Below are 24565 nucleotides of genomic sequence, written 5' to 3' on the forward strand. Positions count from 1 at the left end.
CCATTGTTGCGTGCGTCATCCATGCAAGCCTCCCGCGACATGACGAATCCCTCGAATACCAAGACCCGCGTCAGCCTGGATCATCACGCCCGACAGCGTCCGGTTGTTCGCACGCGACGCGAGCAGCACGAACGGCCCGGTGAAATCGGCCGGCGCCGGAAAGAACTGCAGCGGCAGGATGCTCGCGATCGCGTCGGGCGTGCGCGAATCCATGATGCGCTGCTGCGACTGGCCGAGCGCCTCCGGGCCGCGCAGGTCGCTCGCCATTCCGCACGGCGCGACACCGTTCACGCGCACGCGCGGCGCGAGTTCGTACGCGAGCTCGCGGATCAGGCCGGCCGCCGCATGCTTGCTCGCCGTGTACAGCGGGCCGCCGCCGCCCGGATAGAACGCCGCGTTCGACAGCGTGAAGATCATGCTGCCCTGCGATGCGACGAGCGCGTCGGCCGCCGCCTTCGCGCCGAGCAGATAGCCCTTCACGTTGACGGCGAACAGCTCGTCGAAGCCTGCGTCGAGCCGCTCGGGCGGCAGGTCGAGCAGGCTCGCGCCGTGATCCCACAGCGCCGCGTTGCCGACGAACGTATCGAGCTTGCCGAAGCGCGCGACGGTCGACTCGACCGCACGCCGGTTGTCGTCATAGGCGCGCACGTCGCCTTGCACGACCTCGACGTCCGAACCGAATCGCGTTCGCAACGCTTCGACCTTCTCCGCCGAGCGTTCGAGCACACCGACATGTGCGCCTTCCGCGAGAAAACGCTCGACGAGCGCGAGCCCGAGGCCCGAACCGCCGCCGGTAATCAGTGCGACTTCGCCTTGGAGCCAGGTCATGCCACCTCCGGTTCGTCAACGTAAAGCGCGCCCGCGTCGATGAAGACCGGGAATGTACGCAGCGCCTCCGTCGCGGGCTGGCACAGCGCCGCGCCGGTCTTCAGGCAAAAGCGCGCGGCATGCAGCGGACATTCGACGGTCGCGTCGTCCTCGACGTAGCCGTCCGACATCGACGCGTTGCCGTGGCTGCATCGGTCCGACAGCGCGTAGTACGCGCCCTCCACATGAAACACCGCGATCGCGCCGTGCGCGCCGGTCACCTTGGTCGCCTCGCCGTCGGCAAGCGCATCGACGGGGCCTACGAGAATTCGAGCCATGATCAGAAAAGCACACTCAGGTTATGGGAAGACAGCACCGCCTGGTCGAGCACGATCTCGCGGCAGCACACTTGCCAGCCGGCGACGTTGTCCGCACGGCGCACGCGGTCGCGCCGCGCGCCGACGTAGAACGTCTCGTCGCGCTCCTTCTGCGAGCGGTACAGCAGATAGTTGACCTGCACGTCGTATTCGCCCGGCACATCGGCAGGCTCGATCCGCACGTTCGCGATCAGGTGCCGCGTGCGCGACGGCGGTTCCTCGGCCCACGCCATGCCCGTCTCGAGCCGCGCGATCCGGCGCTCGAGCTGCGCCTTCGTGTCGTTGAAGATCCACGTCGTCGGCGGCTGCACGCCCTTGCGGCGGTCGCGCGTCTGCGCATTGACGGTCGTGCGCATCGTGTACCACACGTCGTCGCTCAGCAGTGCGAGCCAGTCGCGGAAGCGCCACGCGTCCAGGCATTCGGCCTCGCGATACAGGAATTGCGTGATGTCGTGATGCAGCGCGAGCGTCACCGGCGCGCGTTCGATCGTTTCGATGTCGCTCATTTCAGCAGCTCCTGCTCGTATTCGCGGGTGCGCCGCTCGACCTCGTCCCAGGTCTCCGACAGCAGCAGGTCCGCCCAGCGGCGGTACATTCCGCGCGCGGCCGTCTCCGAGAAGATGTAGTTCGTGATGCCGGGAATCCCGTCGCCGCGCACGCGCTCGCCGCCGAGTCCCATTTCCACGCAGAGCTGCGTCTTGCGCGCACGGCTGCCGCGCAGCACCTTCTGCACCTCGACCCAGTTCTCCGAATCGTCCTGCTCGAGGAAGCCGGCCGGCCCGAACGCGCGCGTCGCGCTGCGCTCGAACGCGGCCTTCACGTCGTCGGACGCATCCTTGTCGGCAATGCAGAACGCCCACACCTCGACCTGGTTCGGGCCGCGCGGATGCCACACGCGCAGCGTCGCGGTGCCGTTCAGCCAGGACATCGTCGGAAACAGGTTGTTGTGGCCCGCGAGCCGCCGCGCGCGCACTTCGCCAACGCGTGCCTTCGCTTCGTCGTACGTATCGCGGAAGTATTGCGATACTTCGCCGTCGACCCACACGTTCGCGTCCGGCTGCTCGGTGAAGAAGAAGCCGCTGCCGTGGCCGGCCTGGCCGTACTGCAGTGCATCCTTCGCGGTCTCCCACACGGGGCGCGCGGTCTGTCCCGCGCCGAGCGCCTTGTCGCCGCCGCCCGCCTTCGCGCCGAGCACCTCGACCGCCGATGCATGCGAAAACAGCGCGTGATACTGGTCGCTTGCGAATTGCTCGGCCGGGAATTTCCAGTTGCAGTCGATCACCCACTTGTGCACGCCGCCGATGATCTCGGTGCCACCCGCGCGGCGATCGAGCACGCCGTCGAGATACCACGCGATGTCGCCCATGTAGGTGTCGAGATCGGGAGCGTCCGCATCCCAGTTGCCGAAGATCAGCCCCTTGTAGATCGCGATGCGCGTCACTTCCTGCAGCCCCAGATGCTGCTTGCAGAGCCCGTGCGGAAACGCGCGTTCCTCGAGCGGCACGTCGATCAGCGCGCCGTCGGTGCCGTACGACCAGCCGTGATACGGGCACGTGAACGAGCGCGTGTTGCCGGAATCGGCGAAGCTCACGCGCATCGACCGATGCCGGCATTGATTGAGGAACGCCTTCACCGAGCCGTCCTTCTGCCGCACGACGACGACCGGATCCTCGCCCATGTACGTGTTGAAGAAATCGCCGGCGTTCGGGATCTGGCTGACGTGCGCGAGGAACAGCCAGCAACGGCCGAAAACACGTTCGAGCTCCAGCGCATAGATCGCCGGGTCCGTATAGATCGACGACGTCACGCGGCCGTTCTTCGCGTCGACGAGCGCGTCGATATCAAGCTTCTCTGTCATTTGCGTCTCCTCCGTGGCACCATCCGTTCCATACGGACAGGCACGCGACGATGATCGTCGGCCGCGCGTTCGTTGTGAAATAGTTTGTTTGTTTGCCGTTAGACGTTTTGACGATGACTGCCGAATGGAACTCCGACACCTGCGCTATTTCGTGGCCGTTGCCGACGAGCTGAACTTCACGCGTGCCGCGCAGCGGCTGCATACCGCGCAGCCGTCGCTGAGCCAGCAGATCCGCGATCTCGAAGACGAGATCGGCACGCAGCTGCTCGAACGCTCGAAGCGCAAGGTAGAACTGACGGAGGCGGGCCGCGTGTTTCTCGCAGAAGCGCGGCTCGTGCTCGCGCAAGCGGATCGCGCGATCGAACGCGCACGGCAGGCGGGCCGCCAGCAGGCGCTGACGGTAAAGATCGGGTTCGTGCCCGCGGCGGAGGTCGCGATCTTTCCGGCGATCCTGCCCAAGCTGCGGATGCAGTTTCCGGGCGTGCATGTCGAGCTTCGCAGCCTGCCGACGATGGAACAGGAAGACGCGCTGCTGCGCGGCGACATCGACATCGCGTTCATGCGCCGGCCCGTGCACGCGCCGGAGTTGCACGCCGAAGTCGTGCTCACCGAACCGCTCGTCGTGCTGATGCCCGCCGGCCACCCGCTTGCCGCGCATGCGCAGATCGAACCGCCGATGCTCGACGGCCAGCCGTTCATCCAGACCAACCCGGCGTACGCGGGCCAGCTCCACGACATCGTCGGGCGGTATTTCGCCGACCATCGGATCCAGCCTGACGTCGTGCAGGTCGCGACCAACATCCTGCTGAACCTGAACCTCGTCGGCATGGGGCTTGGCGTCGCGTTGCTACCGGCGTATGTCGAGGCCCTTGCGGGCGAATCGATGTGCTGCCGTCCGCTTGCGCCGCCCACGCCCGACATCGACCTGCTGATGGTCACGCGTACCGAACCGCATTCACCGGAACTCGACGCGCTGATCGAGCTGATGCGCCGCGCGCCGTTCCGGCGTCACGGCTGAACGCGGCATACAGACGCGCGAAAGCCGCGCCGCATACTGCACGTTGCAGCACGCGGCGCGGCCCGACGGTCATGCGCGACCGTCACACCTCGTGCGGGCGCGTCAGCCGCCGAGAAACTCGAGCACCATCCGGTTGAACTTCTCCGCATGCTCCCACTGCGCCCAGTGGCCGCAGCGGCTGAACACGTGCAGCTCGGCGTTCTGCATCCCCCACACGAGACGCAGGCCGATATCGAGCGGCACGAAGCGGTCGTCGCGGCCCCAGATCACGAGCGCGGGCGCCGAAATCTCGCCGAGGCGCGGGCCGTAGTCGGTGAACTGCTTCGGATTCGCGGCGAGGCTCTTCACGAAATTGTCGAGATGGTCGCGGCGCGCGAGGATGTTCGCGAGGCGTGCCTGCATCAGCTCGTCGGTCAGGCTGCTCGTGTCGTACACGAAGATGTTCAGCATCTGCTTCAGGTTGTCGAGCGTCGGCTCGCGATACACCTTCTGCAGCAGCTTGATGCCCTCGGTCGGCATCGGCACGAACTGGCTCGGGCCGCCGGTGCCGCCGCCCATCAGCACGAGCTTGCCGACCTGCTGCGGATACAGCAGCGCGAACGCGACCGCGCTATGGCCGCCCATCGAGTTGCCGACGATATGCACGCGTTCGATGTCCAGCGCATCGAGCAGCGCCTTCAGCGCGCGCGCGTTCAGCTCGGAGCGCGAGCCCGTGTTCACGATCGTGTCGCTCTTGCTCCAGCCCGGGCAGTCGAGCAGCACGACGCGATAGCCGGCCTCGACGAACGCGCCGACGTTGCGGTGGAAATTCGCCCAGCCGCTCGCGCCGGGCCCGGACCCGTGCAGCATCACGACTGTTTCGCGGCCCTGCCCCGCGTCGTTGTAGTGCAGCTTCAGGTCATGCTCGCCGACCTTCACCTGCACGAACCGGCTCGTGCCTTCTTCCGTCAATGTGTGTCCCTGCTGCGTCATGTTGAACCTCGTTCGTTCATGCATCGATCACGCGGATGCACGCGCATCCGCCACTGAAAAACGTGAAGCGGCGTGCTGGCCGCCTCGTCCCCTGAAAGACAATCCCTACTCGGCCGCCAGCACCGGCGCGCCCGCGCGATCGCGCGCGACCACCGTCAACGCGGACAGCGCCGCGACAACGACGAGCGGAATGCTCGACGCCATCAGCATCGTCGTGCTCTCGCCGAGCGCGAGCAGTTGTCCCGCGACGAACGGCCCCAGGATCGAGCCGAGCCGGCCGACCGCAACCGCCGCGCCGACGCCCGTGCCCCGCATGCGCGTCGGATAGATCGCGCTTGCCAGCGCATACAGCACCGACTGCCCGCCGACCAGGAACATCCCGCACAGCAGCGCGCCGCCCGCGAGCCACGCAGCGTCCCGCGCGCCGGTCATCAGTGCGAGCGCGCACGCGATGCCGACATACATGCCGACCACCGTGCGGCGCCGGCCGATACGGTCCATCAGGCTCGCGATACCGATCGCGCCGAGCCCGCCGCCGACGTTGAACATCACCTGCACGAAGCTCGACTGCGCATGCGTGAGGCCGCGCGTCATCACCATCGACGGCAGCCAATTCATCAGGAAATACAGCACGACGAGCGTGCCGAGATAGCTCAACCACAGCGCGGCCGTCGTCGCCGCGCGGCCCTCGCCCCACAACGCGTCCGCAACGCTCGCGCCGGCCGGTTGCGCCGTATCCGTGCGCGTCGCGACGAACTGCGCCGACTCGTTCAGCCACCATGCAAGCAGTGGCAATACCAGCAGCGGCCCGAAACCGCCGACGTAGAACACGTGCCGCCAGCCGGCCGGATCGGTGCTGACGACGCCGATCGCGGCGCCGAGCGCCGCACCGAACGGCATCCCGCAGTACATCGCGCCGACCGCCGTGCTGCGCTGTTGCGGCCGCGCTGCTTCCGAGCACAGCGCGATCAGGTTCGGCATCGCCGCACCGAGGCCGAGGCCGGTCAGGAAGCGCGCGGCGAGCAGGCTCTCGAAGTTCCACACATGGGTGGTCGCCAGCGAGAACACGCCGAACAGCGCGACCGACAGCATCAGCACGCGCTTGCGGCCGAGCCGGTCGGCAAGCCGCCCGCCGAGCGCCGCACCGGGCAGCAGGCCGAGCGCGCCGATCCCGAACGCCCAGCCCATCTGCGCGGCGCCGAGCGCGAATTCATGCGCCATCCGCGGCGCGGCGATGCCGGCCGATTGCAGGTCCAGTCCTTCAAGCAATGCAACGAGCAGGCATAAGCCGATCGTGCGTGCGCCGCCAGTGCGGCCGTGTTCCGACGTGTTCACGAATAGTCTCCAATGTGATGTGCATCGCTCTTGGCGGCGATGTCGATGAAGGTGCGGCGGTCTCCGAAAGCGAAACGAAGGGCCGCGCCGCCGCGGCCCCTCGCGGCGTCAGCCGTGCGCGCGCTTCAGGTCGAGCGCGACGTCGACGATCATGTCCTCCTGCCCGCCGACCATCCGGCGCTTGCCAAGCTCGACGAGGATGTCGACCGTCTTCAGGTCGTACTTCTTCGCGGCCGCCTCCGAGTGGCGCAGGAAGCTCGAATACACGCCCGCATAGCCGAGCGCGAGCGTCTCGCGGTCCACGCGCACGGGGCGATCCTGCAGCGGCCGCACGATGTCGTCGGCCGCGTCCATCAGCGTGTAGAGATCCGTGCCGTGGTTCCAGCCCATGCGCTCGGCCGCCGCGATGAAGACCTCGAGCGGCGCATTGCCGGCGCCGGCACCCATGCCGGCCAGGCTCGCGTCGATGCGGTCGCAGCCTTCCTCGACCGCGACGATCGAGTTCGCGACGCCGAGGCTCAGGTTGTGGTGCGCATGGATGCCCGTCTGCGTGTCCGGCTTCAGCACGGCCTTGATCGCGCGGAAGCGGTCGCGCACGTCGTTCATGTTCAGCGCGCCGCCCGAATCGACGACATAGATGCAGGTCGCGCCGTAGCTTTCCATCTTCTTCGCCTCGACGGCCAGGTTCTCCGGCGTCGTCATGTGGCTCATCATCAGGAAGCCGACCGTGTCCATGCCGAGCTCGCGCGCGTATTCGATGTGCTGCTTCGAGATGTCCGCTTCCGTGCAATGCGTCGCGACACGCACGACGCACGCGCCGGCGTCGTAGGCGGCCTTCAGGTCGTGGATCGTGCCGATGCCCGGCAGCAGCAGCGTCGCGATCTTCGCGTGCTCGACCACGTCGGCCACCGCCTCGATCCATTCGAGATCGCTGTGCGCGCCGAATCCGTAGTTGAAGCTCGACCCTTGCAGGCCGTCGCCGTGCGCGACTTCGATGCTGTCGACCTTCGCGCGGTCAAGCGCTCGCGCGATCGCCTGCACGTTATCGATCGAGTACTGATGCCGGATCGCATGACTGCCGTCGCGCAGCGTGACGTCGGAGATGTAGAGTTTCTTGCTCATCGGGAAGCTTCCTTACGCGCTCACGCGTTGCAGCGACTGCGCCATGCGCTCGGCGGTCGCGAGCGCGGCGGACGTCATGATGTCGAGGTTGCCGGCATACGCGGGCAAGTAATGCGCGGCGCCTTCGACCTCGATGAAGATCGACGTCTTCAGCCCGCTCACGCGGCCGAGGCCCGGAATGTTCAGCGGCGCGGATGCCGGAATCTCGTCGAACTGCACGGCCTGCTTCAGCCGGTAGCCGGGCACGTAGGCCTGCACCGCGCGCGCCATTTCTTCGACCGACGCGGCGATCTTCGCCTGATCGGCCGGCTCGGACAGCACGTACACGGTGTCGCGCATCATCACCGGCGGCTCGGCCGGGTTCAGGATGATGATCGCCTTGCCGTGCGCGGCGCCGCCGACCGCCTCGATCGCCTTCGACGTCGTCTCGGTGAATTCGTCGATGTTCGCGCGCGTGCCGGGCCCGGCCGACTTGCTGCTGATCGACGCGACGATCTCCGCGTAGTGGGCCTTCGCGACGCGCGACACGGCTGCGACCATCGGAATCGTCGCCTGCCCGCCGCAGGTGACCATGTTCACGTTCGGCGCGTCGAGATGCGCGTCGAGATTGACGACCGGCACGCAGTACGGGCCGATCGCCGCGGGCGTCAGGTCGATGCAGTGGATGCCGGGCTTCAGCGCGCGCAGGTACGCATCGTTCTTCACGTGCGCGCCGGCCGACGTCGCATCGAACACGAAGTCGATATCGTCGAACACCGGCAGCCGTGCGAGGCCTTCGACGCCTTCGTGCGTCGTTGCGACGCCGAGGCGCGCCGCGCGCGCGAGGCCGTCCGATGCCGGATCGATGCCGACCATCGCGGCAACTTCGAGATGCTTCGCATGCCGCATGATCTTGATCATCAGGTCGGTGCCGATATTGCCCGAACCGATGATCGCGGCCTTGAGTTTCTGAACGCTCATGGAAATCCTCAATCGATGAAGGTGGCGCGCACGCTGCCGAGGCCGGCGATCTGCGCGGTGAACGTGCCGGGCTGCTTGACCGCGACCATCGGGCCGAGCGCGCCGGTCAGGATCACGTCGCCCGCGCGCAGCGGCGTGCCGTGCCGCACCATCCGGTCGGCGAGCCACGCGGCCGCGTTCAGCGGGTTGCCGAGGCACGCGGCGCCGCTGCCGCGCGACAGCACTTCGCCGTCCGACGCGAGCGTCATCTCGCAGCCCCAGAGATCGACGTCCTTCAGTGGCACGGGCCGGCTGCCGAGCACGAACAGCGCGCTCGACGCGTTGTCCGCGACGGTGTCGACGAAGCGGATGTTCCAGTCCTTGATCCGGCTGTCGACCACTTCGATCGCCGCGAGCGCATACGCGGTCGCGCGCTGCAGGTCGGCGAACGTGTGCTTCTCGTGCACGAGATCGTGTTCGAGCACGAGCGCGATTTCCGCTTCGACCTTCGGCTGGATCAGTTGCGACAGGCTCATCGGTTCGGCATCGCCGTAGGCCATCGATGCGAACAGCGTGCCGAAATCGGGCTGGTCGACGCCGAGCTGTTTCTGCACCGCGAGCGAGGTCAGGCCGATCTTGCGGCCGACCACCCGTTCGCGCCGCAGCGCGGCGTTCGCCTGCTGGATCGCATACGCGTCGTCGGCGTTCTGCTCGCCGATCTCCGCGCGCAGCGGATCGATCGGGGTGCGTTCGCGTTCGGCGTCGCGCAGGCGGGCGGCCAGCGCATCGATCTGTTGTCGGGTCAGCATGTCGTCACTCCTTTTCATTTGATCGATTCGATCGCGGCGCGGAGTCACCCGCGGACCAGCCGTGCATCGCGGCGAAGCCCGCGATCCATTCGGGAATCGGGCGGTAGAAATCCCGCACCGCGTGATACGGGCCCGCGGCCGCCAGCGCGGCGAACGCGGCAACCCACGCGCGGATCTCGTGCGCGGACTTGCCGCCGTCGCGCGTGATCGCGTCGTTGGTCATTCCGTCGACGGCCTTCAGTTCGCCGCGCTCGAGCACGTCGAGAAACGCCTGGTCCCATTCGGGATTGAGCGCGTGCAGCGGGCTGTCGCCGGCCGCGAACGCGCGCGCGGCGGCGACCGTGCGCGCCTGGCGCGCGGCACGCGCGTCGGCGTCCGGATTGCGGCCGGCGATCAGCCGCTCGGCCATCTCGGGGCTCGCGGTTGCGAGTTCCGGCACCGGCGGCTCGTGCGAGATGCCGCCCGAACCGACCACGAGCACGCGCTTGCCGGTGCGCGCGATGAAGCGGCCGATCGCGTCGCCGAGCAGCCGTGCGCGGCGCAGCGTCGCCATCGGCGCCGCGACCGAGTTCACGAACACGGGAATCACCGGGTAGCGGTCGAGGCCGCCCGTCAGCACTTCGAGCGCCTGCGCGAAACCGTGATCGATCTGCATCCGGTAGGACACCGACACGTCGACGTCGCTGTCGAGCACGGCCTCGGCCAGCTCGCGGGCGAGCGCGGCCGGCACGTTCAGCGGCCCCGCGAGGCTCCGGTAGTCGCCGACCGATTCCGCGGCGACGCCGATGCAGAACGGCGGCATCAGGTCGTAGAAGAAGCCGTTGTAATGATCGGGCGCGAACAGCACGATGCATTCGGGATCGAACGCTTCGACGCGCGCGCGGGCCGCGGCCTGCACACGTTCGACTTCGGCGACCACGTCCGGCGCCGGATCGAAATAGCCGTGCAGCGGCGTATGGGACAGGCATTCGAGCTGGATCGGCATGTCACGCTCCCGCCGGCTGGGCGGCCGCTGCATGCGCGACCGCGTCGGCCTGCGCCGGCCACACGGCCGGCACGCTGTCCGTCAGGTGCAGCAGCGACGCCAGTTCGACGATCGCATCCGACACCTCCTGCGGCGCGCAGACGCCCGCGACGAAACGGTCCGGCCGCAGCAGCACGACCGACTGCGGGATCCGGCTGAACCAGTCCTTCAGGCGGCCCGTCGTATCGCCGATCGCGATCACGCCGTCGGGCACGTCGGCCGCATAGTCGAGCTGCACGTCCGGCTTCGCGAGCACGAAGCACGCGCCGAGCCGCTCCCACACCGCGCGCGCCGCGTCGGTGAGGCCGAAGGTCGGGTCGCTGCCCCAGCCGATCACCGCGAAGCGGTTGCCGATCGCGTCGTCGAGCCGCACCGTGCGGCCGTCGGCCGTGCGCACGCGCGGCTGGATGAACATCCGGCCGACCGGCGACTGGCCGAACGCGTCGCGGCCGTAGACGAGCTGCCCGAACCACGAACCGCGCTTCTGGCTCATCAGGCCGAGCAGCCGCCCCGGCGCGCTGCCGCCCGCGCGTTCGAGCAGCCGCGCAAGCACGCCGCCGTCGCGCGTGCGTTGCGGCAGCATCACGACGCCGGCCTCGTAGCGCGGCATCGGCTTGAAGCGCATCTCGACGAAGTAGCGCTTCGCGGCCGGCACCGCGCCGAGCGCACGCACGAAGCCGTCGCGCACGAAGCGGCCAAACCGCGTCGTGGGCGCGAAGATGTCGCCGGCCACTTCCGACAGGTGAATCATCGAACGCGCATGGTCGCGCCGTTCGAGCGTATAGCTCGCGAGCAGCTCGGGCCGTGCCAGCCCCTTCGCGACCATTGCGAGCTTCCAGCCGAGATTGCTCGCGTCGCGAATCCCGCTGTTGTAGCCCTGCCCCTGCCAGACCGGCATGATGTGCGCGGCGTCGCCCGCGAGCAGCACGCGGCCGATGTCGAAGCGGCGCGCGAGCCGCGCGTTGTGCGTGTACACGCGCTTGCGGATGTAGTCGACCTTGTCCGGATCGGCGACCACCTTGCGGATCAGCGCGGCGAGGTTTTCCGGGCGCGACAGTTGCTCCTCGGTCTCGCCGGGCATCACCATGAACTCGAAGCGGCGGATCCCGTGCGGCAGCGCGGCCGACACGTAAGGCCGCTCCGCGTCGCAGTGCAGGTACACGTGCGGCGAGCCGAGCGGGTCGTTGCGCACGTCGACGACGATCCACTGGTTCGGCTTCGTGCGGCCTTCGAACGGCACGTCCAGCGCGCGGCGCACGAAGCTGTTGCCGCCGTCGGCGCCAACCAGGTACGCGGCGCGCACGGTCTTCTTCGCGCCGTGCGCGTCGACGATGTCGATCGTCACGCCGTCGCGGTCCTGCGCGAACGTGTCGACGCTGTGCCCGAACAGCACGTCGACGTGCGCGAAGCGCTTCAGGCCGTCGTACAGCACGCGGTCCGCAAGCGGCTGGATGAATGCATTACGGCGCGACCAGCCGAACTCGTCGGTGCGCGGCTCGATCGACGCGAAGCAATGGCCGCTGCCGGTAACGAAGCGCATCCAGTGATCGGGGGTCGTATGCGGCAGCAGCGCATCGGCGAGGCCGACGGTCTGGAATACGCGCAGCGCCTCGTCGTCGAGGCCGATCGCGCGCGGGTAGTCGATGATCTGCTCGAGTTTCTCGATGATGACCGTGCCGACGCCCTGCTGGCCCAGCAGGTTCGCGATCATCAGGCCGACCGGGCCGGCGCCGATGATCGCGACGTCGGTCGCGATGACGTGGGGGCTGGCCGATACGGGCACAGCCTCGTGTTGGGCAGGCATGTCTGTCTCCTTTGCGGCGCGGCTTGCGCCGCGCGTCTCCACCTTCCGGCCGGTGCCCTTGCGCAGCGGCGCACGCGCCGCCGGCGCCTCGGCAAATCAGCCTCTGCTACGATGAACGGGTCTTCGCCGACGCCATCCACCGGGCCTTCCTCGCCGCCCGGGCATCCGGTTTCGAACAAAGTCTAAGGAGCGCAACATCGCGCCTCAACAATTTGAGCGGAACGTGCATCTGATGCACATCATTGATTAATAAGGACTTTATTGTGTCGAAGTACACCAGCGTGCGCGGGCTCGCACGCGGCCTGCAGGTGCTGCGCGCGCTCAACGCGATGGAGAACGGCCGGGCGACGAGCCAGCAGATCAGCGAGGCCACCGGGCTGCACCGCACCACCGTGCGGCGGCTGCTGGAGACGCTCGTCGACGAGGGCTGCGTGCGGCGCAGCCCGTCCGACGACAGCTTCCGGCTGACGCTCGGCGTGCGCGCGCTGAGCGAAGGCTTTACGGATGACGAATGGATTTCGACGGTCGCGCCGCCGGTGATGGCGCAGCTCACGCAGCGTGTCGTGTGGCCGTCGGACCTGACGACACCCGACGGCGATGCGATGATCATCCGCGAGACCACGCACCGTTTCAGCCCACTGTCGTTTCACCGGTCGATGGTCGGTCGCCGGCTGCCGATGCTGCAAACGGCGGCCGGCCGGGCATACTTTGCCGCCTGCCCCGATGCCGAACGCGACGACATCCTCGCGCTGTTGCGCGCGAATACCGATGACGACGAACAGCGCCGCCTCGCGCTCGACGACACCTACGTCGCGAACCTGATCCGTCAGACGCGTGCAGATGGCTTCGGGCTCAACGCGAGCGACTGGGGCGCGCAGAAGAAGATCGGCGCGGTCGCGGTGGCGATCGCCGCGCACGGACACGTGCTTGGCAGCCTGAACGTGATCTACCTGTCGAAGGCGATCACGTCGGCCGAAGCGATCCGGCGGTTCGTGCCCGAGTTGCAGCGGGCCGCACAGGAAATCGTCGCGGGGCTCGAAGGCGGAACCGGGCCGGCATGACTGCCGCCGGCCGTGAAACCGGAACGGCATGCGTTGCGGCCGATGCCCTCCCCACCGCATTGCGCCCCTTTGCCACTGTTTTGCCCGCTGTTCCTATACTTTCTCTTACCGCAGCGCCCAACGCCGAGCCCAACGACGTTGCCGGCATTCGGATCGCACCCTGATAAAGAAAGAAGCGCGCGACGGAGCATATCGGCCCGTGTGGCCGCTTCGCCGCCGTGCGACAGCATCCGGAGGGACAGATGGGACATTCTGCATCCGCCACGTCCGAGGCCGAGCGGCTCGGCATGCCCGGCCCGCACAAGCCGGCCCTCCCGGCACTCGCGCTTGCCGCACTCGGCGTCGTCTACGGCGACATCGGCACGAGCCCGCTCTACACGCTGTCGACCGTGTTCGATCCCGTCAACGGGCTGGCGCTCAACGCATTCAATATCGTCGGGATCGTGTCGCTGATCTTCTGGTCGCTGATGGTGGTCGTCTCGCTCAAGTACGTGGTGCTGATCCTGCGCGCGAACAACCATGGCGAAGGCGGCATCATGGCGCTGCTCGCACTCGCCGCGTCGTCGGTCGCGACGCGTCCGCGGCTGCGCCGCACGCTGCTCGTCGTCGGGGTGATGGGTGCGTCGCTCTTTTTCGGCGACAGCGTGATCACGCCGGCCATCTCGGTGCTGAGCGCCGTCGAAGGCCTCGAAGTCGTCGCGCCGATGCTGAAAACCTATGTGATTCCGGTCACACTGGCGGCGCTCATCGCGCTCTTCATCATGCAGAAGCGCGGCACGAGCGGGATCGGCGCCGTGTTCGGACCGGTGATGGTCGCATGGTTCGTCGTGATCGGCATCGCGGGCCTCGTCAATATCCACGACGCGCCGGCCATTCTGTACGCGCTCGATCCGCTGCGCGGCCTCGGCTTTTGCCTGCATCACCGCTGGCTCGCGTTCGTCGCGCTCGGCGCCGTCGTGCTATCGCTGACGGGGGCCGAAGCGCTGTATGCGGACATGGGCCATTTCGGCAAGCGGCCGATTCGCGTCACCTGGTTCGGCATCGTGTTCCCCGCACTCGCGCTCAATTACCTCGGCCAGGGTGCGCTGCTGCTCGCCCATCCCGGTGCGCTGAAGAACCCGTTCTATCTACTCTTTCCGCAATGGGCGATCCTCCCGATGATCGTGCTTGCAACCATCTCGACGGTCATCGCATCGCAGGCCGTGATCTCCGGCACCTACTCGATGACGAAACAGGCGATGCAGCTCGGCTTCCTGCCGCGGATGAACATCGTCTACACGTCGGGTGAGGAAATGGGCCAGATCTACGTGCCCGGCATCAACTGGACACTGCTCGCCGCAGTGGTCGCGGCGGTGCTCGGCTTCGGCTCGTCCACCGCGCTTGGCTCCGCGTACGGCATTGCCGTCACCGGCACGATGCTGATCACGACGTTCCTGACGTTCTTCGTCGTTCGCTACGCATGGCATTACAACTGGGCGCTATGCGTGTTCGCGACCGCGTTCTTCTTCGTGATCGACGCGATGTTCTTCTCCGCGAACCTGCTGAAGATCGTCGAGGGCGGCTGGTTCCCGCTCGCGATCGGCACGGTGGTGTTCACGATCATGGCGACCTGGGGGCGCGGCTGGGAAATGTTGCTTGCCGAAGCGCGCGTGCGCGCCGGCACGACGCCGCTCAAGCCCTACCTGGCGTCGCTGCTTGCGCGCTCGCCGGCGCGTGTGGGCGGCACCGCGATTTTCCTGACGCCGACCCCTGAGGCGGTGCCGCATGCGCTGGTCAACAACCTGATCCATAACCGGGTGTTGCATGAACGCGTGATGTTCGTGACGGTGATCACCGCGGAGGTGCCATGGGTGCCCGACAGTGAGCGCATGCGGGTGCAGCAGCTCTGCCCCGGCTGTCATCAGGTGACGATCACGTACGGGTTCAAGGACGAAGTCGATCTGCCGAAGACGCTCAGCGAGCGCAAGGCGGCCGGGCTCACGTTCGAGCCGGCGGAAACATCGTGGTTCCTCAGCCGCGCGTCGGTCGTGCCGACGCCCGGCCACGGGATGGCGCTATGGCGCGAACGCCTGTTCGCGGTGATGCTGCACAACGTCGGCAATATCGCCGCGTTCTTCAAGTTGCCGGCCAACCGCGTGATCGAGGTCGGCGCGCGGGTCGAGATCTAGCACGGCGCGCACCGGAATGCGGATGTCGCGCATCGCGTCCGCTTCCGGCGCGAACGCGCTACACGACCAGGCACCCTTGCGTCGCCGCGACGGTCACCGTTGCCGCCATTCCCGCCGTAAACCGCAGATAGTCGGCCTCCATCCCGTCGGAGAAAATCACGCCGTTTTCCGGCATCCGCGAACGCAATCGCAGCGGCTGCCCTGCGCTCACATGGCCGAACACGAGCTCAGCCTTCGATGCCCGGCTCGGAAACGGTTCGCGCACGGCGAAGGTCAGTCGAGGGCTGTCCCACGGTTGCGGCCGGTACTCGACATCGCCCGCCGATTCCTGCAATGCGTGCGCGACGCCGAGCGAACCCGTCACGACGCTCTTCAGCCATGCGGTCGAACCGAGCCCCGTCGACACGATGATGCCGGACGACGATTGCGACTCGCGCCGCTCGCCCAGCTCGATTTCGTAAAGCGCCGACGCATGCGTGCGCGGGCCGATGAACAGGTCGTTGACGGCACGCAGCACCTGCCCGTCCGACAGCCGCGCTTCCGCCATCGTGACCGCCTTCGTCGGGCGGCGTCCGCGCGCGACATCGGCAAGCACCGTCCCGAGCGCCGACGGCTCGAACGGCAGCAGCAGGCCGTCCCACCGCCCCGGTTCCGGATTCAGGCCGATCAGCGGCTGTCCGCCCAGGTACTTCATCGTGTTCGCGACCAGACCGTCCTGCCCGAGCGACACGACGATATCGTCGGCCGCGAAGACGAAGTTCGGCAGATAGCTGCGATCGACGATCTGGTAGCGCCCCCAGCCTTCGAGCGCGCGCACGGTGAGCGCCATGCTGCTTGCGTACGCGGCATGCTCGGCCACGTAGTCGGAGAAATCCGCACCGAGGTGCTCGATATAGAACTTCGCCTGCGCGAGCGTGTGATGCCGCGCGATCAGTTCGTCGAGCCGCGTGCGGCGCGTCACCAGCACGACCTTGCGAGCGTCGGCGCTCATGACGTTGCGCGCGCGCCGGCGCCCATCAGGCCCTGCAGCAGGTCGGGCGACACATTGAGCTGCCCGATGCGCTCCGCCCGCTCGGCGATGCCGCCGAATGCCTGCGCGATCAGCTGGCCCGGCTGCATCCCGGCCGCCGCGAGCGCGTTGACGATGCGCGGATCGGCCTTCTCCAGCGCCTGCATGACGGCCCCCACCCGGTGCGCTTCGGCTTCCGCCAGCGTCCGGCTGTTGTGCGCCTGGCCCGCCACGAACGCCTTGCGCTTGTCCTCGAGCGCGATGTCGGCCGCCATCTGCTCGTCGCGCAGCGCGTTTTCCCGGCGCATCAGCGTGGCCTTCGCGTCCATCTGCGTCTCGCGGATCTGCCGCTTCTTCTGCTCGACCGCGATGTCGGTGTCCAGTTCGTTCTGCCGGATCGCGCGCTCGTTCTCGACGGCCGACATGCGCCGCAGATAGATCGCATCGTCGGCTGCCTTCAGGTTGGATTCGCGCGCTTCGGCTTCGAGCGCGCGGGCAATGTCCGGCGTGGGCTTCACGGCCATCACGGACGCGCCCAGTATTTCCAGGCCCAGCGCGTCGATTTCGGGCTGGCTCGCGAGCCCCGTCTGCACCGTGTGCGCGATGGCCGCCGACGCGCGCAACGCTTCCTTCAGACCCAGCGCCTGCACGGCCTGCTGCACGATCACCTCGACCTGCATCGCGACGCGATCGCCGAGCCGCTTCGGATCCTCCGACACGTACGACCTGCCGTCCTTGCCGAGCGAGAAATCCATCATCGCCGCCGTGCGATGCGGGTCGCTGATGCGATAGGTCACCTGCCCCTGCACCGTCACGCTCTGGAAATCCGCGGTGACGAGCTCGAGGATGAACGGCCGGTCCTGGCTCGCTACCGGCACGGACACCAGCGTCGTCGCCGGCGCGTAGTAGAAGAACGACAGCCCCGCGCCCTCGCGCACCACCTTGCCCGCACGAAACTGCATCAGGTGAACGGTCGGCTGCGACTTGATGAAGCGAATCCCGAACATGGTGGGCTCCTCTTTGAGTTGTACAGTACAACTTGCATGAGTTGCACAATACAACCTAGAATGGGGGCCGTCAAGTTCCTGCCGGTATGCCATGACACAGAAGAAATCCCCGTCCGGACGCCGCGCCGGGCCACGGCTTGCGTTTCCGCTGCCCTACACGACCGTCGATGTCGTGATCTTCACGGTGCTCGACAACACGCTGCAGGCCCTGCTCGTGCAGCGGCCGGGCGATGCCGGCGAGCCGTTTCCCGGGCGCTGGGCGCTGCCGGGCGGCTTCGTCGACGTGGCCGTCGACGCGACGCTCGAGGATTGCGCGCGCCGCAAGCTGCTCGAGAAAACCGGCGTGAAGAGTCCGTATCTGGAGCAGCTCGGCAGCTGGGGCAGCGCGACGCGCGACCCGCGCGGCTGGTCGGCCACGCACGTGTGGTTCGCGCTGATCCCTGCCCGGGACGTGACGCTCGCGAAGGGGGCCAATGCCGCCGAGGTCGCATGGTTCGCGGTCGATACGGTGACGCAGACGCACGCACTCGCGTTCGATCACGACGACATTTTCCAGGCGGCGGTCGAACGGCTGCGCAGCAAGGTCGAGTACACGTCCCTGCCTGCTTTCCTGCTGCCGGAGCCGTTTACGCTGCCGCAACTGCAGCGCATGTACGAGGTCGTGCTCGGCCGTCCGGTGGATAAAAGCGGGTTCCGCACGCGGATGCTCGCGGCGGGGTTCCTGAAGGAAGACGGCTATGTCGCCGGGGAATCGAACCGGCCGGCGCTCGGGTATCGTCTCGTGGATCGCGATACTGTCGTGGTGTTTCCGCGAACGTTCAGTCCGCGCGGTGGCGACTGACGCATCGCACTCCCCCTTCCCGTTGATCGCAGAAATCGATCGCCCAGCGCCCGCTGTCGGCGAAAGGCCTGTGCGACCGCCTTCAGCGCATTGGCGCGCAAAGTACAAATAGCGGCGGCGTCGGTCAAGTTCCCGCTCGGGAATCGCGCGTAAATAGACATCGGAGATTGTGCACTGCCGATCCGGCGCAAGGACCGGCGAATCGGCGGTGCACGATGCAAGGACATCGGCAAACCACTCGCTTGCGCGTGTCGACCTGATCGCGTCCCTACCCGACTTTCCATCACATGCGAAGGACACCGAAGCATATCGGTGCCATTCGCTCAGGCTTCACGCCATTCATATCCGACAAGGCAAAGGAGACGCCCGCCATGACGAACAGACATTCTGCCGCTCGAGCCATTCGATACGCCGCCGTCGGCGGCGCCTGCATGCTGGCTTTCGGCCCCGGCGCCCATGCGCAGAGCAGCGTCACCCTCTACGGCGTAACCGACGCGTCGATCCTCTATACCAGCAAGACGCTCAACCTCGCCACCGGCGCCAACGCAGGACACCAGTTCTCGTTCGAATCCGCCGGCCAGAACGCGTCCCGCTTCGGCCTGCACGGCACCGAGAATCTCGGCGGCGGACTCGCCGCCATCTTCGACCTCGAAAGCGGCATCGACATCGCCAGCGGCGGATTCGCGAACTCCAATGGTGAGTTCTTCGGCCGCCAGGCCTGGGTCGGCCTCACCGGCGGTTTCGGCACGCTGACCGCCGGCCTGCAATTCTCGCCATTCCTGATGTCCGTCTTCGCGACCGATTCCCGCGACCTCAAGCAGTTCGGCAGCGGACTCATCACCTACGTCGACAACGTGATCGTCACGGGCCTGTTCAACCCCAATTCCGTCATGTACGTGTCGCCCGAGATCGCGGGCATACAGGGGCGCGTGATGTACGCGTTCGGCGGATCGCCCGGCAGCTTCAAGGCCGGGCAGCAATACTCGGCCGGGCTCTCTTACCACTACAAGGGCTTGCTGTTCAGCGCCGCGATGTACAGCGGCAACGCCGGCGGCTCCGCGGCCACGCTCCCGTTCCCCAGCACCGTCGCATTTGCCGGCCGCAACATCGGCGCCAGCTATCGTTTCGACCGTCTGACCATCAAAGCCGCGTACACCCTCTACAAGGTCGCCGGCGCGTTCGACAACCGCGTGATTTCGGGCGGCTTCGCGTACTCGGTCACGCCGGCCCTCTCCGTCGACGGCGGCGCCTGGTACACCCGCGACGGCAACGATTCGAACAACCATTCGATCCTCGGCTCGCTCGGCATCGACTACTTGCTGTCCAAGCGCACCACGCTCTATACGCAGGTCGCCTTCGTCGACAACCACGGGCGCATGAACACCGGCCTGGCAATCAACGGCGCCCCCTTCGGCGTCGCCGGCGCGCAGTTCGCTGCCGACGTCGGCATCCGCCACGCGTTCTGAGTGCCGGATATCCATCCGACGCGGTTTGACCGCGGGTTGGCACCTGTTGTCATTTCGTGCGGCGTCCCGGAGACTGCACGCGAACCCTCGCACGCAGCGAACCTGCTCAAGTAACGACCCGCATCCAGCATGCAAGACTTCATGCCCAGTGTTGTGCTGACCGGCGCGGCTGCCCTGCTCGACGCACTCGGCGCCAGCCCCGAGCGGGTCGCTGCCGGAGCCGACCTGCCGGAGCTGGCGCTCCGTTCCGCCGACGTGCCGGTCCGGGGCCGGCAAGTGCTCCGGTTCCTGACGCTCGCCGCCGAAGTCACGCAATGCCGGAATTTCGGGCTGAGACTTGCCGAATATCAGGGCCTGGCCGTACTGGGGCCCATTCTCGTCATGATGAACGGCGCGCGCACGATCGGCGAGGCCATGGAGACGCTTGCCGACTTCTATGTGCTGCATACGTCGATGTCTTCCGTGCGGGCCATGCGGGAAGGCTCGGAGATGGTCCTGACCTACGATCTGGAGAATGCGTCGGGCCCCGGGGAAATCCAGGCGGTCGAACTCGGTCTCGCGAACGGCATGCAGTATTTGCGCTCCGTCTGCGGCACCGGCTGGCACCCGGCCGTCGTGCAATTCCGTCATGCCGCACCCGCGGACATCTCGCTGCACCGGCGCATGTTCGGACCATCGCTGAGCTTCGATCAGGACAGGAACGCGATCGTCCTGGACCGCGACACGGTGATGCGTCCCGTCGCGCAGCTTCGCCGCGACGCGCATCGCATTCTCGAGGCGCATCTGCGCAGGGAAAGAGCCCAGATGGAGGCCCTTTGGGTCGTGCGCACGCAGACGATGATTCGCGCGCTACTCCCGTTCTCGGACAGCTCGTTGAACGCGATCGCACGCGCGCTCGCCACCTCTCCGCGGTCGTTGCAGCGCCGCCTGTTCGAGGCCGGCACCACATTCGACGCATTGCGGGAACGCGTGCGCGAAGATCTCGCCGTCAAGTACGTGCAGCAATCGAACCTTCGCCTGTCGGAAATCTCCGAGATGCTCGGCTATTCGCAGCAAAGCGCGTTCAGCCGTGCGTTCAAGCGACTGCGGGGCGTCACGCCCCGGCAATTTCGGGCAGCGCGTCAGGACGCGGAGCCCGGGCGAACCTCGCGGTAGCCGCGGCGCTGGCCCGGCATCACGCGGCGACGAACGCCGGATTCCGGAAGTCCGGATCGGGATAGCGATAGAAGCCGTGCCCCACCGCTTCGCCGAGATGGCCGGTGTCGATGAAATGCGTCTTCACGTATTCCGCGATGCGACGATGCGTCGAATCACCCGACCGTTCCGCGAGCGCGCGGGTCACGTTGTAGACGGTCGTCATGCCGATGCCGTCGAGAATGCCGAACGGGCCGATGCGGTCCCCCTTTGCGATCATCCATGCCTTGTCGATCGTCGGCACGTCGGCCACCTCGTTGACCAGCAGGCCCAGCGCGGCGATCAGCATCGGGACGAGCATCGTATTCAGCAGGTAGCCGGGCTGCTCCTTGCGCAGCGGCAGCGGCACCATGCCGATACGGTGTGCGAACTGAATCACGCGTTCGAATACCGCGGGATCGGTGCCCGGATGCCCCATGATTTCCGCGATATTGTGTTTCCACACGTCGTGCGCGAAATGCAGGCTCAGCACGCGCGCCGGCCGGTCGGTCAAGGTGGCGAACTGGCTCGGCACCAGCGTCGACGAATTGCTCGCGAAGACGGTGCCGGCCGGCGCCACACCCGACAGCGCTCGGTAGAACGATTGCTTGATCGCCAGATCCTCGGGAATGGCTTCGATCACGAGATCCGCGTCGGCGACGGCCGAACGGAGGTCGGTATGCCCGTCGATGCGAGCCAGCGCAGCATCGATCTGCTCGCGAGACGCGCCGAGGTCCGCCGCGTACGCACGCCCGAGCGCCTCGAACCGCGCGTTGGCGCGGGCGTCTACGTCATAGGTCGTCACGTCGACACCGGAAAACGCGCACTGAAAGGCAATCTGCGCGCCCAGCACGCCGGTGCCCGCCACCATCACGCGGGTAATCGGGCGATGGTCGGCATCGAAAGCGGAACGCATGGATGAGGGGTTGGTCATGGCTCGTAGGCTGAATGGGTCGGGCTGTTGCCGACCCGAGGATTCACGACGCGCGTGCGGCGGCGTCAAAGCCGCTTAGCGGCTACCGTTGCAGCCGATCAGGTCGATCTCGGGCACCTGATTGCGATGGCAGTATTCCCGATAGCGGTTCAATGCCGTCCGCCACGTCTCGACGTGCGTGACCTTGCCGTCTTCGTCGAGGAAGTGGAGTTCTCCGGTCGATACGACGAGTGCCATGCCGTTGTCGTCATCGGAGAGATTCGTGAAAGAGTGCGACGACTCCGACGGTTCAAAAACGAAATCGCCCGCTTCGGCAATCCAGTCGTGCTGATCGTACTTCCAGCGACCGCTGAGGGTGTAGACCATGACCGTGCCGGTGTGACGGTGGATATGCGCGCCCTCGCCTTTGGCCGCCTTCATCAGCAGGACCACCTCGCCCGTGACGGGGTTGATCCTGAAGTATTTCAGGTGGATCTTGTCATTGATGGGCGCAAAGGGAAGCCACGGCGTGGACTTGCCGCCGATGTGGACCGTGTCGATCGCGGACACATCGTTGAGGGTTTGCATGGCTCGATCGTTCATGGAAAGCGTCTCCGTTGGGTTGAGAAAGTGACGCACACCGGTCTGCCAGTGCGCGATTTCCGGTTCCCATTCAATCGCAAACCCCGTTTCGGAACTGCACCCGCGCCGCCGATATTTGTACTTTGTGCGCCAGTCATCTCCCCGCTTGACGGACATGCGGCGCCACGCGCCGAATGCCGGCGTTCGCACGGCCGCCGACGGCACGCCCGCTCGTCAGCCCGCCGACACTCGACAGCCACGCCGGCATCGCTATCCGTTCCGCGCCACCAATTCGCGCACGAGCGCCCAATCGTCGTCATCGCAGAAGTCGAGCAGCACGATCCCGCATGGCCCGAGCTGCGTGCGAAGCCGTTGCGCGAGCCGCGCCTGAATCCCTTTTTTCAGGCCGTCGCCGCGTGCAACCAGCAAAGGATTCGCGCCCATCCCCGTGCCACTGCAGAAATTGATCGCCCAGCGCCCGCTTTCGGCAGACGGCATGTGCGTGAGCAGCGCATCGATCGCCTGCCATTTGTGTTCGATCGACGCCACGACCGGCACCCGGTATTCGTCCTGGATCACGAACGCCGCATCGGGATGATCGATCGTGAACGTCTGGTTGTCCGGCCACGCGGTCAGGTCGATGCCGAGCGGACGGCTGCTGCGGAAGCGCCGCAGCAGCACCACCGAACTGCGTACGTCGCCCAGCGCTGGAATGGCGCCGCCCGAATGCCAGCGCAACCCCGGATGCCGCGCGCGATGCGCATCGAACGTCGCATCGAAACCGCGCCGGCACGCCTGCGCCGGCCATTCGTCCTTCACCGACATCACGATGCACTCGCGCGGATGCGCGGCAAGAAAACGCGCACAGCGCGCGAGCACGTCGTCGAACGTCATGCCGAGCGCGATCCCGCCGTGATGAATCTCGAACCCGTCGCGCACGTGCCGGCAGCGAATGTCGAGCATCCGCACGCCGTGCATCAGTTGCGCGTCGAGCGACGCATGCTGCGTACGGACGAGCGCATCGTCGACGGTATACGCACAGGTGTCATGACTGCCCGGTACGGTCAGCGTATGCAGCGGTTGCCCGTCGTCGAGCGCCGACATCCAGTCGGCGAGCGGCAGGCGCGAATCGTGGCGTGGAAGGATCATGAGTCGATGACAAACCAAGAGAAGAAACCATGGGTGACCGCGTCCGATGTCGCGGCGCGGGCCGGCGTGTCGCGCTCGGCGGTGTCGCGGGCATTCTCGCCGACCGCCAGCATCGCGCCCGCCACGCGCGAGCGCGTGATGGCCGCGGCGCGCGCGCTCGGCTACCAGGTCAACCTGATCGCGCGCGACATGATCACGCAGCGCAGCAGCATGATCGGCGTCGTCACCGCCGGATTCGAGAATCCGTTCCGTGCACGGCTGCTGTCGGACCTGATGGCCGCGCTCGGGCATCACACGCTCACGCCGCTCGTGACCAACGCGGAAGACCCGCGCCAGATCCACCAGTCGCTGGAGCGGCTGCTCAGCTACCGGGTGGCCGGCCTCGTGATGACGTCCGCGTCGCCGCCGTTGTCGGTCGCGCGCCAATACCTCGCGCACCGGATTCCCGTCGTGATGATCAACCGCGCGGCGAACCTGCCGGGCGCGGATGTCGTCGTCAGCGACAACGCGGACGGCGCCGCGCATGCCGCGCGGCTGCTCGCGCAGGCGGGCGCGCGCCGGGTCGCGTTCGTCGGGCCGCGCCATGCAAGCTACAGCGCGAATGCGCGTGCCGATGCGTTCGCCGAAGCGATCCGTCGACACGGCGATACCGGCGGCGCTGCGAGCGTACAGATTCACGACACGCCATCCGATACATACGCATGCGGTGTCGAAGCGGCACGGCATCTGCTGTCCGGCGACGCTGTTCCGGACGGCATGTTCTGCTCGTCCGACCTGCTTGCGCTGGGCGTGATCGACACCGCGCGCCGGCAGTTCGGGCTGCGCGTGCCTGAAGATCTGCGCGTGATCGGATTCGACGACATTCCCGCCGCCGCTTTCGACGGCTATGCGCTGACGACGCTCCGGCAGGACACGCAAGGCCTCGCGAACGCGGCCGTCGACATGCTCGCCGAACGGATGCAGGCGTTCGCCGGCGCATCGCGCACGCGGGTCGTGCCGGTCACGTGCGTCGTTCGTCACAGTTGCGGCGGGCCTCCGGCGTAGCGACGTGGCCATGCCGCACCGGCGCGCGCGACAGCGCGATCGATGACGGGCACGAGCGCGTGGCCGCTCGCATCGTGCGGCGCGCCG

General features: G+C 67.1%; 23 protein-coding genes. 7 read left to right on the plus strand and 16 right to left on the minus strand.

What is annotated here, in order from left to right; translation table 11 throughout:
* Positions 1-15: 15 nt before the first annotated feature.
* Genes hcaB through hcaE form a run of 4 tightly spaced genes read right to left on the minus strand, consistent with a single transcriptional unit; the run spans position 16 to position 3042 of the window.
* On the minus strand, positions 16-828 hold the full coding sequence (gene hcaB, locus ACV22Z_RS01830) for a 3-phenylpropionate-dihydrodiol/cinnamic acid-dihydrodiol dehydrogenase (protein WP_448074610.1): 813 nt from the start codon (positions 826-828) through the stop codon (positions 16-18).
* A complete protein-coding gene (gene hcaC, locus ACV22Z_RS01835) occupies positions 825-1145 on the minus strand; it encodes a 3-phenylpropionate/cinnamic acid dioxygenase ferredoxin subunit (protein WP_448074611.1) in 321 nt (106 codons plus the stop codon). The genes hcaB and hcaC overlap by 4 nt, the downstream gene beginning before the upstream one ends.
* A 2-nt stretch (positions 1146-1147) precedes the next feature.
* Positions 1148-1690: a 3-phenylpropionate/cinnamic acid dioxygenase subunit beta gene (gene hcaF / locus ACV22Z_RS01840; RefSeq protein WP_448074612.1), complete on the minus strand. Its 543-nt coding sequence runs from the start codon at positions 1688-1690 to the stop codon at positions 1148-1150.
* Complete coding sequence (gene hcaE, locus ACV22Z_RS01845; RefSeq protein ID WP_448074613.1) at positions 1687-3042, minus strand: 3-phenylpropionate/cinnamic acid dioxygenase subunit alpha; 1356 nt, start codon at positions 3040-3042, stop codon at positions 1687-1689. The genes hcaF and hcaE overlap by 4 nt, the downstream gene beginning before the upstream one ends.
* A gap of 124 nt (positions 3043-3166) precedes the next feature.
* On the opposite strand from hcaE, the gene hcaR reads away from it, so the two are divergent.
* Positions 3167-4060: a DNA-binding transcriptional regulator HcaR gene (hcaR, locus tag ACV22Z_RS01850; protein WP_448074614.1), complete on the plus strand. Its 894-nt coding sequence runs from the start codon at positions 3167-3169 to the stop codon at positions 4058-4060.
* Between the two features lie 102 nt (positions 4061-4162).
* On the opposite strand, the gene ACV22Z_RS01855 is transcribed toward hcaR, so the two are convergent.
* From ACV22Z_RS01855 to ACV22Z_RS01885, 7 genes are all read right to left on the minus strand, one after another.
* Positions 4163-5032, minus strand: coding sequence for an alpha/beta fold hydrolase (locus ACV22Z_RS01855; RefSeq protein ID WP_448074615.1), 870 nt, complete (start codon positions 5030-5032; stop codon positions 4163-4165).
* Between the two features lie 105 nt (positions 5033-5137).
* Positions 5138-6367 (minus strand): 3-(3-hydroxy-phenyl)propionate transporter MhpT, encoded by a 1230-nt coding sequence (mhpT, locus tag ACV22Z_RS01860; RefSeq protein ID WP_448074616.1) that lies wholly within the window; start codon positions 6365-6367, stop codon positions 5138-5140.
* Positions 6368-6475: 108 nt separating this feature from the next.
* Positions 6476-7489, minus strand: coding sequence for a 4-hydroxy-2-oxovalerate aldolase (gene dmpG / locus ACV22Z_RS01865; protein ID WP_448074617.1), 1014 nt, complete (start codon positions 7487-7489; stop codon positions 6476-6478).
* 12 nt (positions 7490-7501) lie between these two features.
* Complete coding sequence (locus ACV22Z_RS01870; RefSeq protein WP_448074618.1) at positions 7502-8449, minus strand: acetaldehyde dehydrogenase (acetylating); 948 nt, start codon at positions 8447-8449, stop codon at positions 7502-7504.
* Positions 8450-8457: 8 nt separating this feature from the next.
* Positions 8458-9237 (minus strand): 2-keto-4-pentenoate hydratase, encoded by a 780-nt coding sequence (locus ACV22Z_RS01875; protein ID WP_448074619.1) that lies wholly within the window; start codon positions 9235-9237, stop codon positions 8458-8460.
* Between the two features lie 4 nt (positions 9238-9241).
* Positions 9242-10222: a 3-carboxyethylcatechol 2,3-dioxygenase gene (locus tag ACV22Z_RS01880; protein ID WP_448074620.1), complete on the minus strand. Its 981-nt coding sequence runs from the start codon at positions 10220-10222 to the stop codon at positions 9242-9244.
* Between the two features lies 1 nt (position 10223).
* Positions 10224-12065 (minus strand): bifunctional 3-(3-hydroxy-phenyl)propionate/3-hydroxycinnamic acid hydroxylase, encoded by a 1842-nt coding sequence (locus tag ACV22Z_RS01885; RefSeq protein WP_448074621.1) that lies wholly within the window; start codon positions 12063-12065, stop codon positions 10224-10226.
* Positions 12066-12328: 263 nt separating this feature from the next.
* Between ACV22Z_RS01885 and ACV22Z_RS01890 the strand changes: the two genes are divergently transcribed.
* Positions 12329-13126, plus strand: coding sequence for a DNA-binding transcriptional regulator (locus tag ACV22Z_RS01890; RefSeq protein WP_448074622.1), 798 nt, complete (start codon positions 12329-12331; stop codon positions 13124-13126).
* A gap of 242 nt (positions 13127-13368) precedes the next feature.
* The gene (locus tag ACV22Z_RS01895) at positions 13369-15294 is read left to right on the plus strand and encodes a potassium transporter Kup (protein WP_448074623.1); all 1926 of its coding nucleotides are present in this window, start codon (positions 13369-13371) and stop codon (positions 15292-15294) included.
* A 58-nt stretch (positions 15295-15352) separates the two neighbouring features.
* Here the strand turns inward: ACV22Z_RS01895 and ACV22Z_RS01900 are convergent, their stop codons facing one another.
* Positions 15353-16285: a sugar kinase gene (locus tag ACV22Z_RS01900; RefSeq protein ID WP_448074624.1), complete on the minus strand. Its 933-nt coding sequence runs from the start codon at positions 16283-16285 to the stop codon at positions 15353-15355.
* Positions 16282-17310 carry an SPFH domain-containing protein gene (locus tag ACV22Z_RS01905; RefSeq protein ID WP_448074625.1) on the minus strand — a complete coding sequence of 343 codons (1029 nt, stop codon included), beginning with the start codon at positions 17308-17310 and terminating at the stop codon, positions 16282-16284. Before ACV22Z_RS01905 ends, ACV22Z_RS01900 begins: the two co-directional genes overlap by 4 nt.
* A 91-nt stretch (positions 17311-17401) precedes the next feature.
* Here ACV22Z_RS01905 and ACV22Z_RS01910 point away from each other — a divergent pair, with 91 nt between their 5' ends.
* The 3 genes from ACV22Z_RS01910 to ACV22Z_RS01920 all read left to right on the plus strand — a co-directional run bounded on the left by ACV22Z_RS01910 (position 17402) and on the right by ACV22Z_RS01920 (position 20772).
* Entirely contained in the window at positions 17402-18151 is a 750-nt protein-coding gene (locus tag ACV22Z_RS01910; RefSeq protein ID WP_448074626.1) for an NUDIX hydrolase, read from the plus strand.
* Between the two features lie 371 nt (positions 18152-18522).
* On the plus strand, positions 18523-19617 hold the full coding sequence (locus tag ACV22Z_RS01915) for a porin (RefSeq protein WP_448075141.1): 1095 nt from the start codon (positions 18523-18525) through the stop codon (positions 19615-19617).
* Positions 19618-19746: 129 nt separating this feature from the next.
* Positions 19747-20772, plus strand: coding sequence for an AraC family transcriptional regulator (locus ACV22Z_RS01920; RefSeq protein WP_448074627.1), 1026 nt, complete (start codon positions 19747-19749; stop codon positions 20770-20772).
* A gap of 19 nt (positions 20773-20791) precedes the next feature.
* Here ACV22Z_RS01920 and ACV22Z_RS01925 read toward each other — a convergent pair whose 3' ends face one another.
* The 3 genes from ACV22Z_RS01925 to ACV22Z_RS01935 all read right to left on the minus strand — a co-directional run bounded on the left by ACV22Z_RS01925 (position 20792) and on the right by ACV22Z_RS01935 (position 23434).
* Complete coding sequence (locus ACV22Z_RS01925; protein ID WP_448074628.1) at positions 20792-21706, minus strand: 3-hydroxyacyl-CoA dehydrogenase; 915 nt, start codon at positions 21704-21706, stop codon at positions 20792-20794.
* Between the two features lie 93 nt (positions 21707-21799).
* Positions 21800-22510 carry a 2,4'-dihydroxyacetophenone dioxygenase family protein gene (locus ACV22Z_RS01930; RefSeq protein ID WP_448074629.1) on the minus strand — a complete coding sequence of 237 codons (711 nt, stop codon included), beginning with the start codon at positions 22508-22510 and terminating at the stop codon, positions 21800-21802.
* 45 nt (positions 22511-22555) lie between these two features.
* Positions 22556-23434 carry a phosphatidylinositol-specific phospholipase C gene (locus tag ACV22Z_RS01935; RefSeq protein ID WP_448074630.1) on the minus strand — a complete coding sequence of 293 codons (879 nt, stop codon included), beginning with the start codon at positions 23432-23434 and terminating at the stop codon, positions 22556-22558.
* 6 nt (positions 23435-23440) lie between these two features.
* On the opposite strand from ACV22Z_RS01935, the gene ACV22Z_RS01940 reads away from it, so the two are divergent.
* Complete coding sequence (locus ACV22Z_RS01940) at positions 23441-24478, plus strand: LacI family DNA-binding transcriptional regulator (protein ID WP_448074631.1); 1038 nt, start codon at positions 23441-23443, stop codon at positions 24476-24478.
* Positions 24479-24565: the final 87 nt, after the last annotated feature.

Source organism: Burkholderia sp. PU8-34, assembly GCF_053427725.1.

Coding starts and splice junctions, on each gene's coding strand:
- hcaB (WP_448074610.1), bottom strand. CDS start 828: ATGACCTGGCTCCAAGGCGAAGTCGCACTGATTACCGGCGGCGGTTCG.
- hcaC (WP_448074611.1), bottom strand. CDS start 1,145: ATGGCTCGAATTCTCGTAGGCCCCGTCGATGCGCTTGCCGACGGCGAG.
- hcaF (WP_448074612.1), bottom strand. CDS start 1,690: ATGAGCGACATCGAAACGATCGAACGCGCGCCGGTGACGCTCGCGCTG.
- hcaE (WP_448074613.1), bottom strand. CDS start 3,042: ATGACAGAGAAGCTTGATATCGACGCGCTCGTCGACGCGAAGAACGGC.
- hcaR (WP_448074614.1), top strand. CDS start 3,167: ATGGAACTCCGACACCTGCGCTATTTCGTGGCCGTTGCCGACGAGCTG.
- ACV22Z_RS01855 (WP_448074615.1), bottom strand. CDS start 5,032: ATGACGCAGCAGGGACACACATTGACGGAAGAAGGCACGAGCCGGTTC.
- dmpG (WP_448074617.1), bottom strand. CDS start 7,489: ATGAGCAAGAAACTCTACATCTCCGACGTCACGCTGCGCGACGGCAGT.
- ACV22Z_RS01870 (WP_448074618.1), bottom strand. CDS start 8,449: ATGAGCGTTCAGAAACTCAAGGCCGCGATCATCGGTTCGGGCAATATC.
- ACV22Z_RS01875 (WP_448074619.1), bottom strand. CDS start 9,237: ATGCTGACCCGACAACAGATCGATGCGCTGGCCGCCCGCCTGCGCGAC.
- ACV22Z_RS01880 (WP_448074620.1), bottom strand. CDS start 10,222: ATGCCGATCCAGCTCGAATGCCTGTCCCATACGCCGCTGCACGGCTAT.
- ACV22Z_RS01885 (WP_448074621.1), bottom strand. CDS start 12,065: ATGCCTGCCCAACACGAGGCTGTGCCCGTATCGGCCAGCCCCCACGTC.
- ACV22Z_RS01895 (WP_448074623.1), top strand. CDS start 13,369: ATGGGACATTCTGCATCCGCCACGTCCGAGGCCGAGCGGCTCGGCATG.
- ACV22Z_RS01900 (WP_448074624.1), bottom strand. CDS start 16,285: ATGAGCGCCGACGCTCGCAAGGTCGTGCTGGTGACGCGCCGCACGCGG.
- ACV22Z_RS01905 (WP_448074625.1), bottom strand. CDS start 17,310: ATGTTCGGGATTCGCTTCATCAAGTCGCAGCCGACCGTTCACCTGATG.
- ACV22Z_RS01910 (WP_448074626.1), top strand. CDS start 17,402: ATGACACAGAAGAAATCCCCGTCCGGACGCCGCGCCGGGCCACGGCTT.
- ACV22Z_RS01915 (WP_448075141.1), top strand. CDS start 18,523: ATGACGAACAGACATTCTGCCGCTCGAGCCATTCGATACGCCGCCGTC.
- ACV22Z_RS01920 (WP_448074627.1), top strand. CDS start 19,747: ATGCAAGACTTCATGCCCAGTGTTGTGCTGACCGGCGCGGCTGCCCTG.
- ACV22Z_RS01925 (WP_448074628.1), bottom strand. CDS start 21,706: ATGCGTTCCGCTTTCGATGCCGACCATCGCCCGATTACCCGCGTGATG.
- ACV22Z_RS01935 (WP_448074630.1), bottom strand. CDS start 23,434: ATGATCCTTCCACGCCACGATTCGCGCCTGCCGCTCGCCGACTGGATG.
- ACV22Z_RS01940 (WP_448074631.1), top strand. CDS start 23,441: ATGACAAACCAAGAGAAGAAACCATGGGTGACCGCGTCCGATGTCGCG.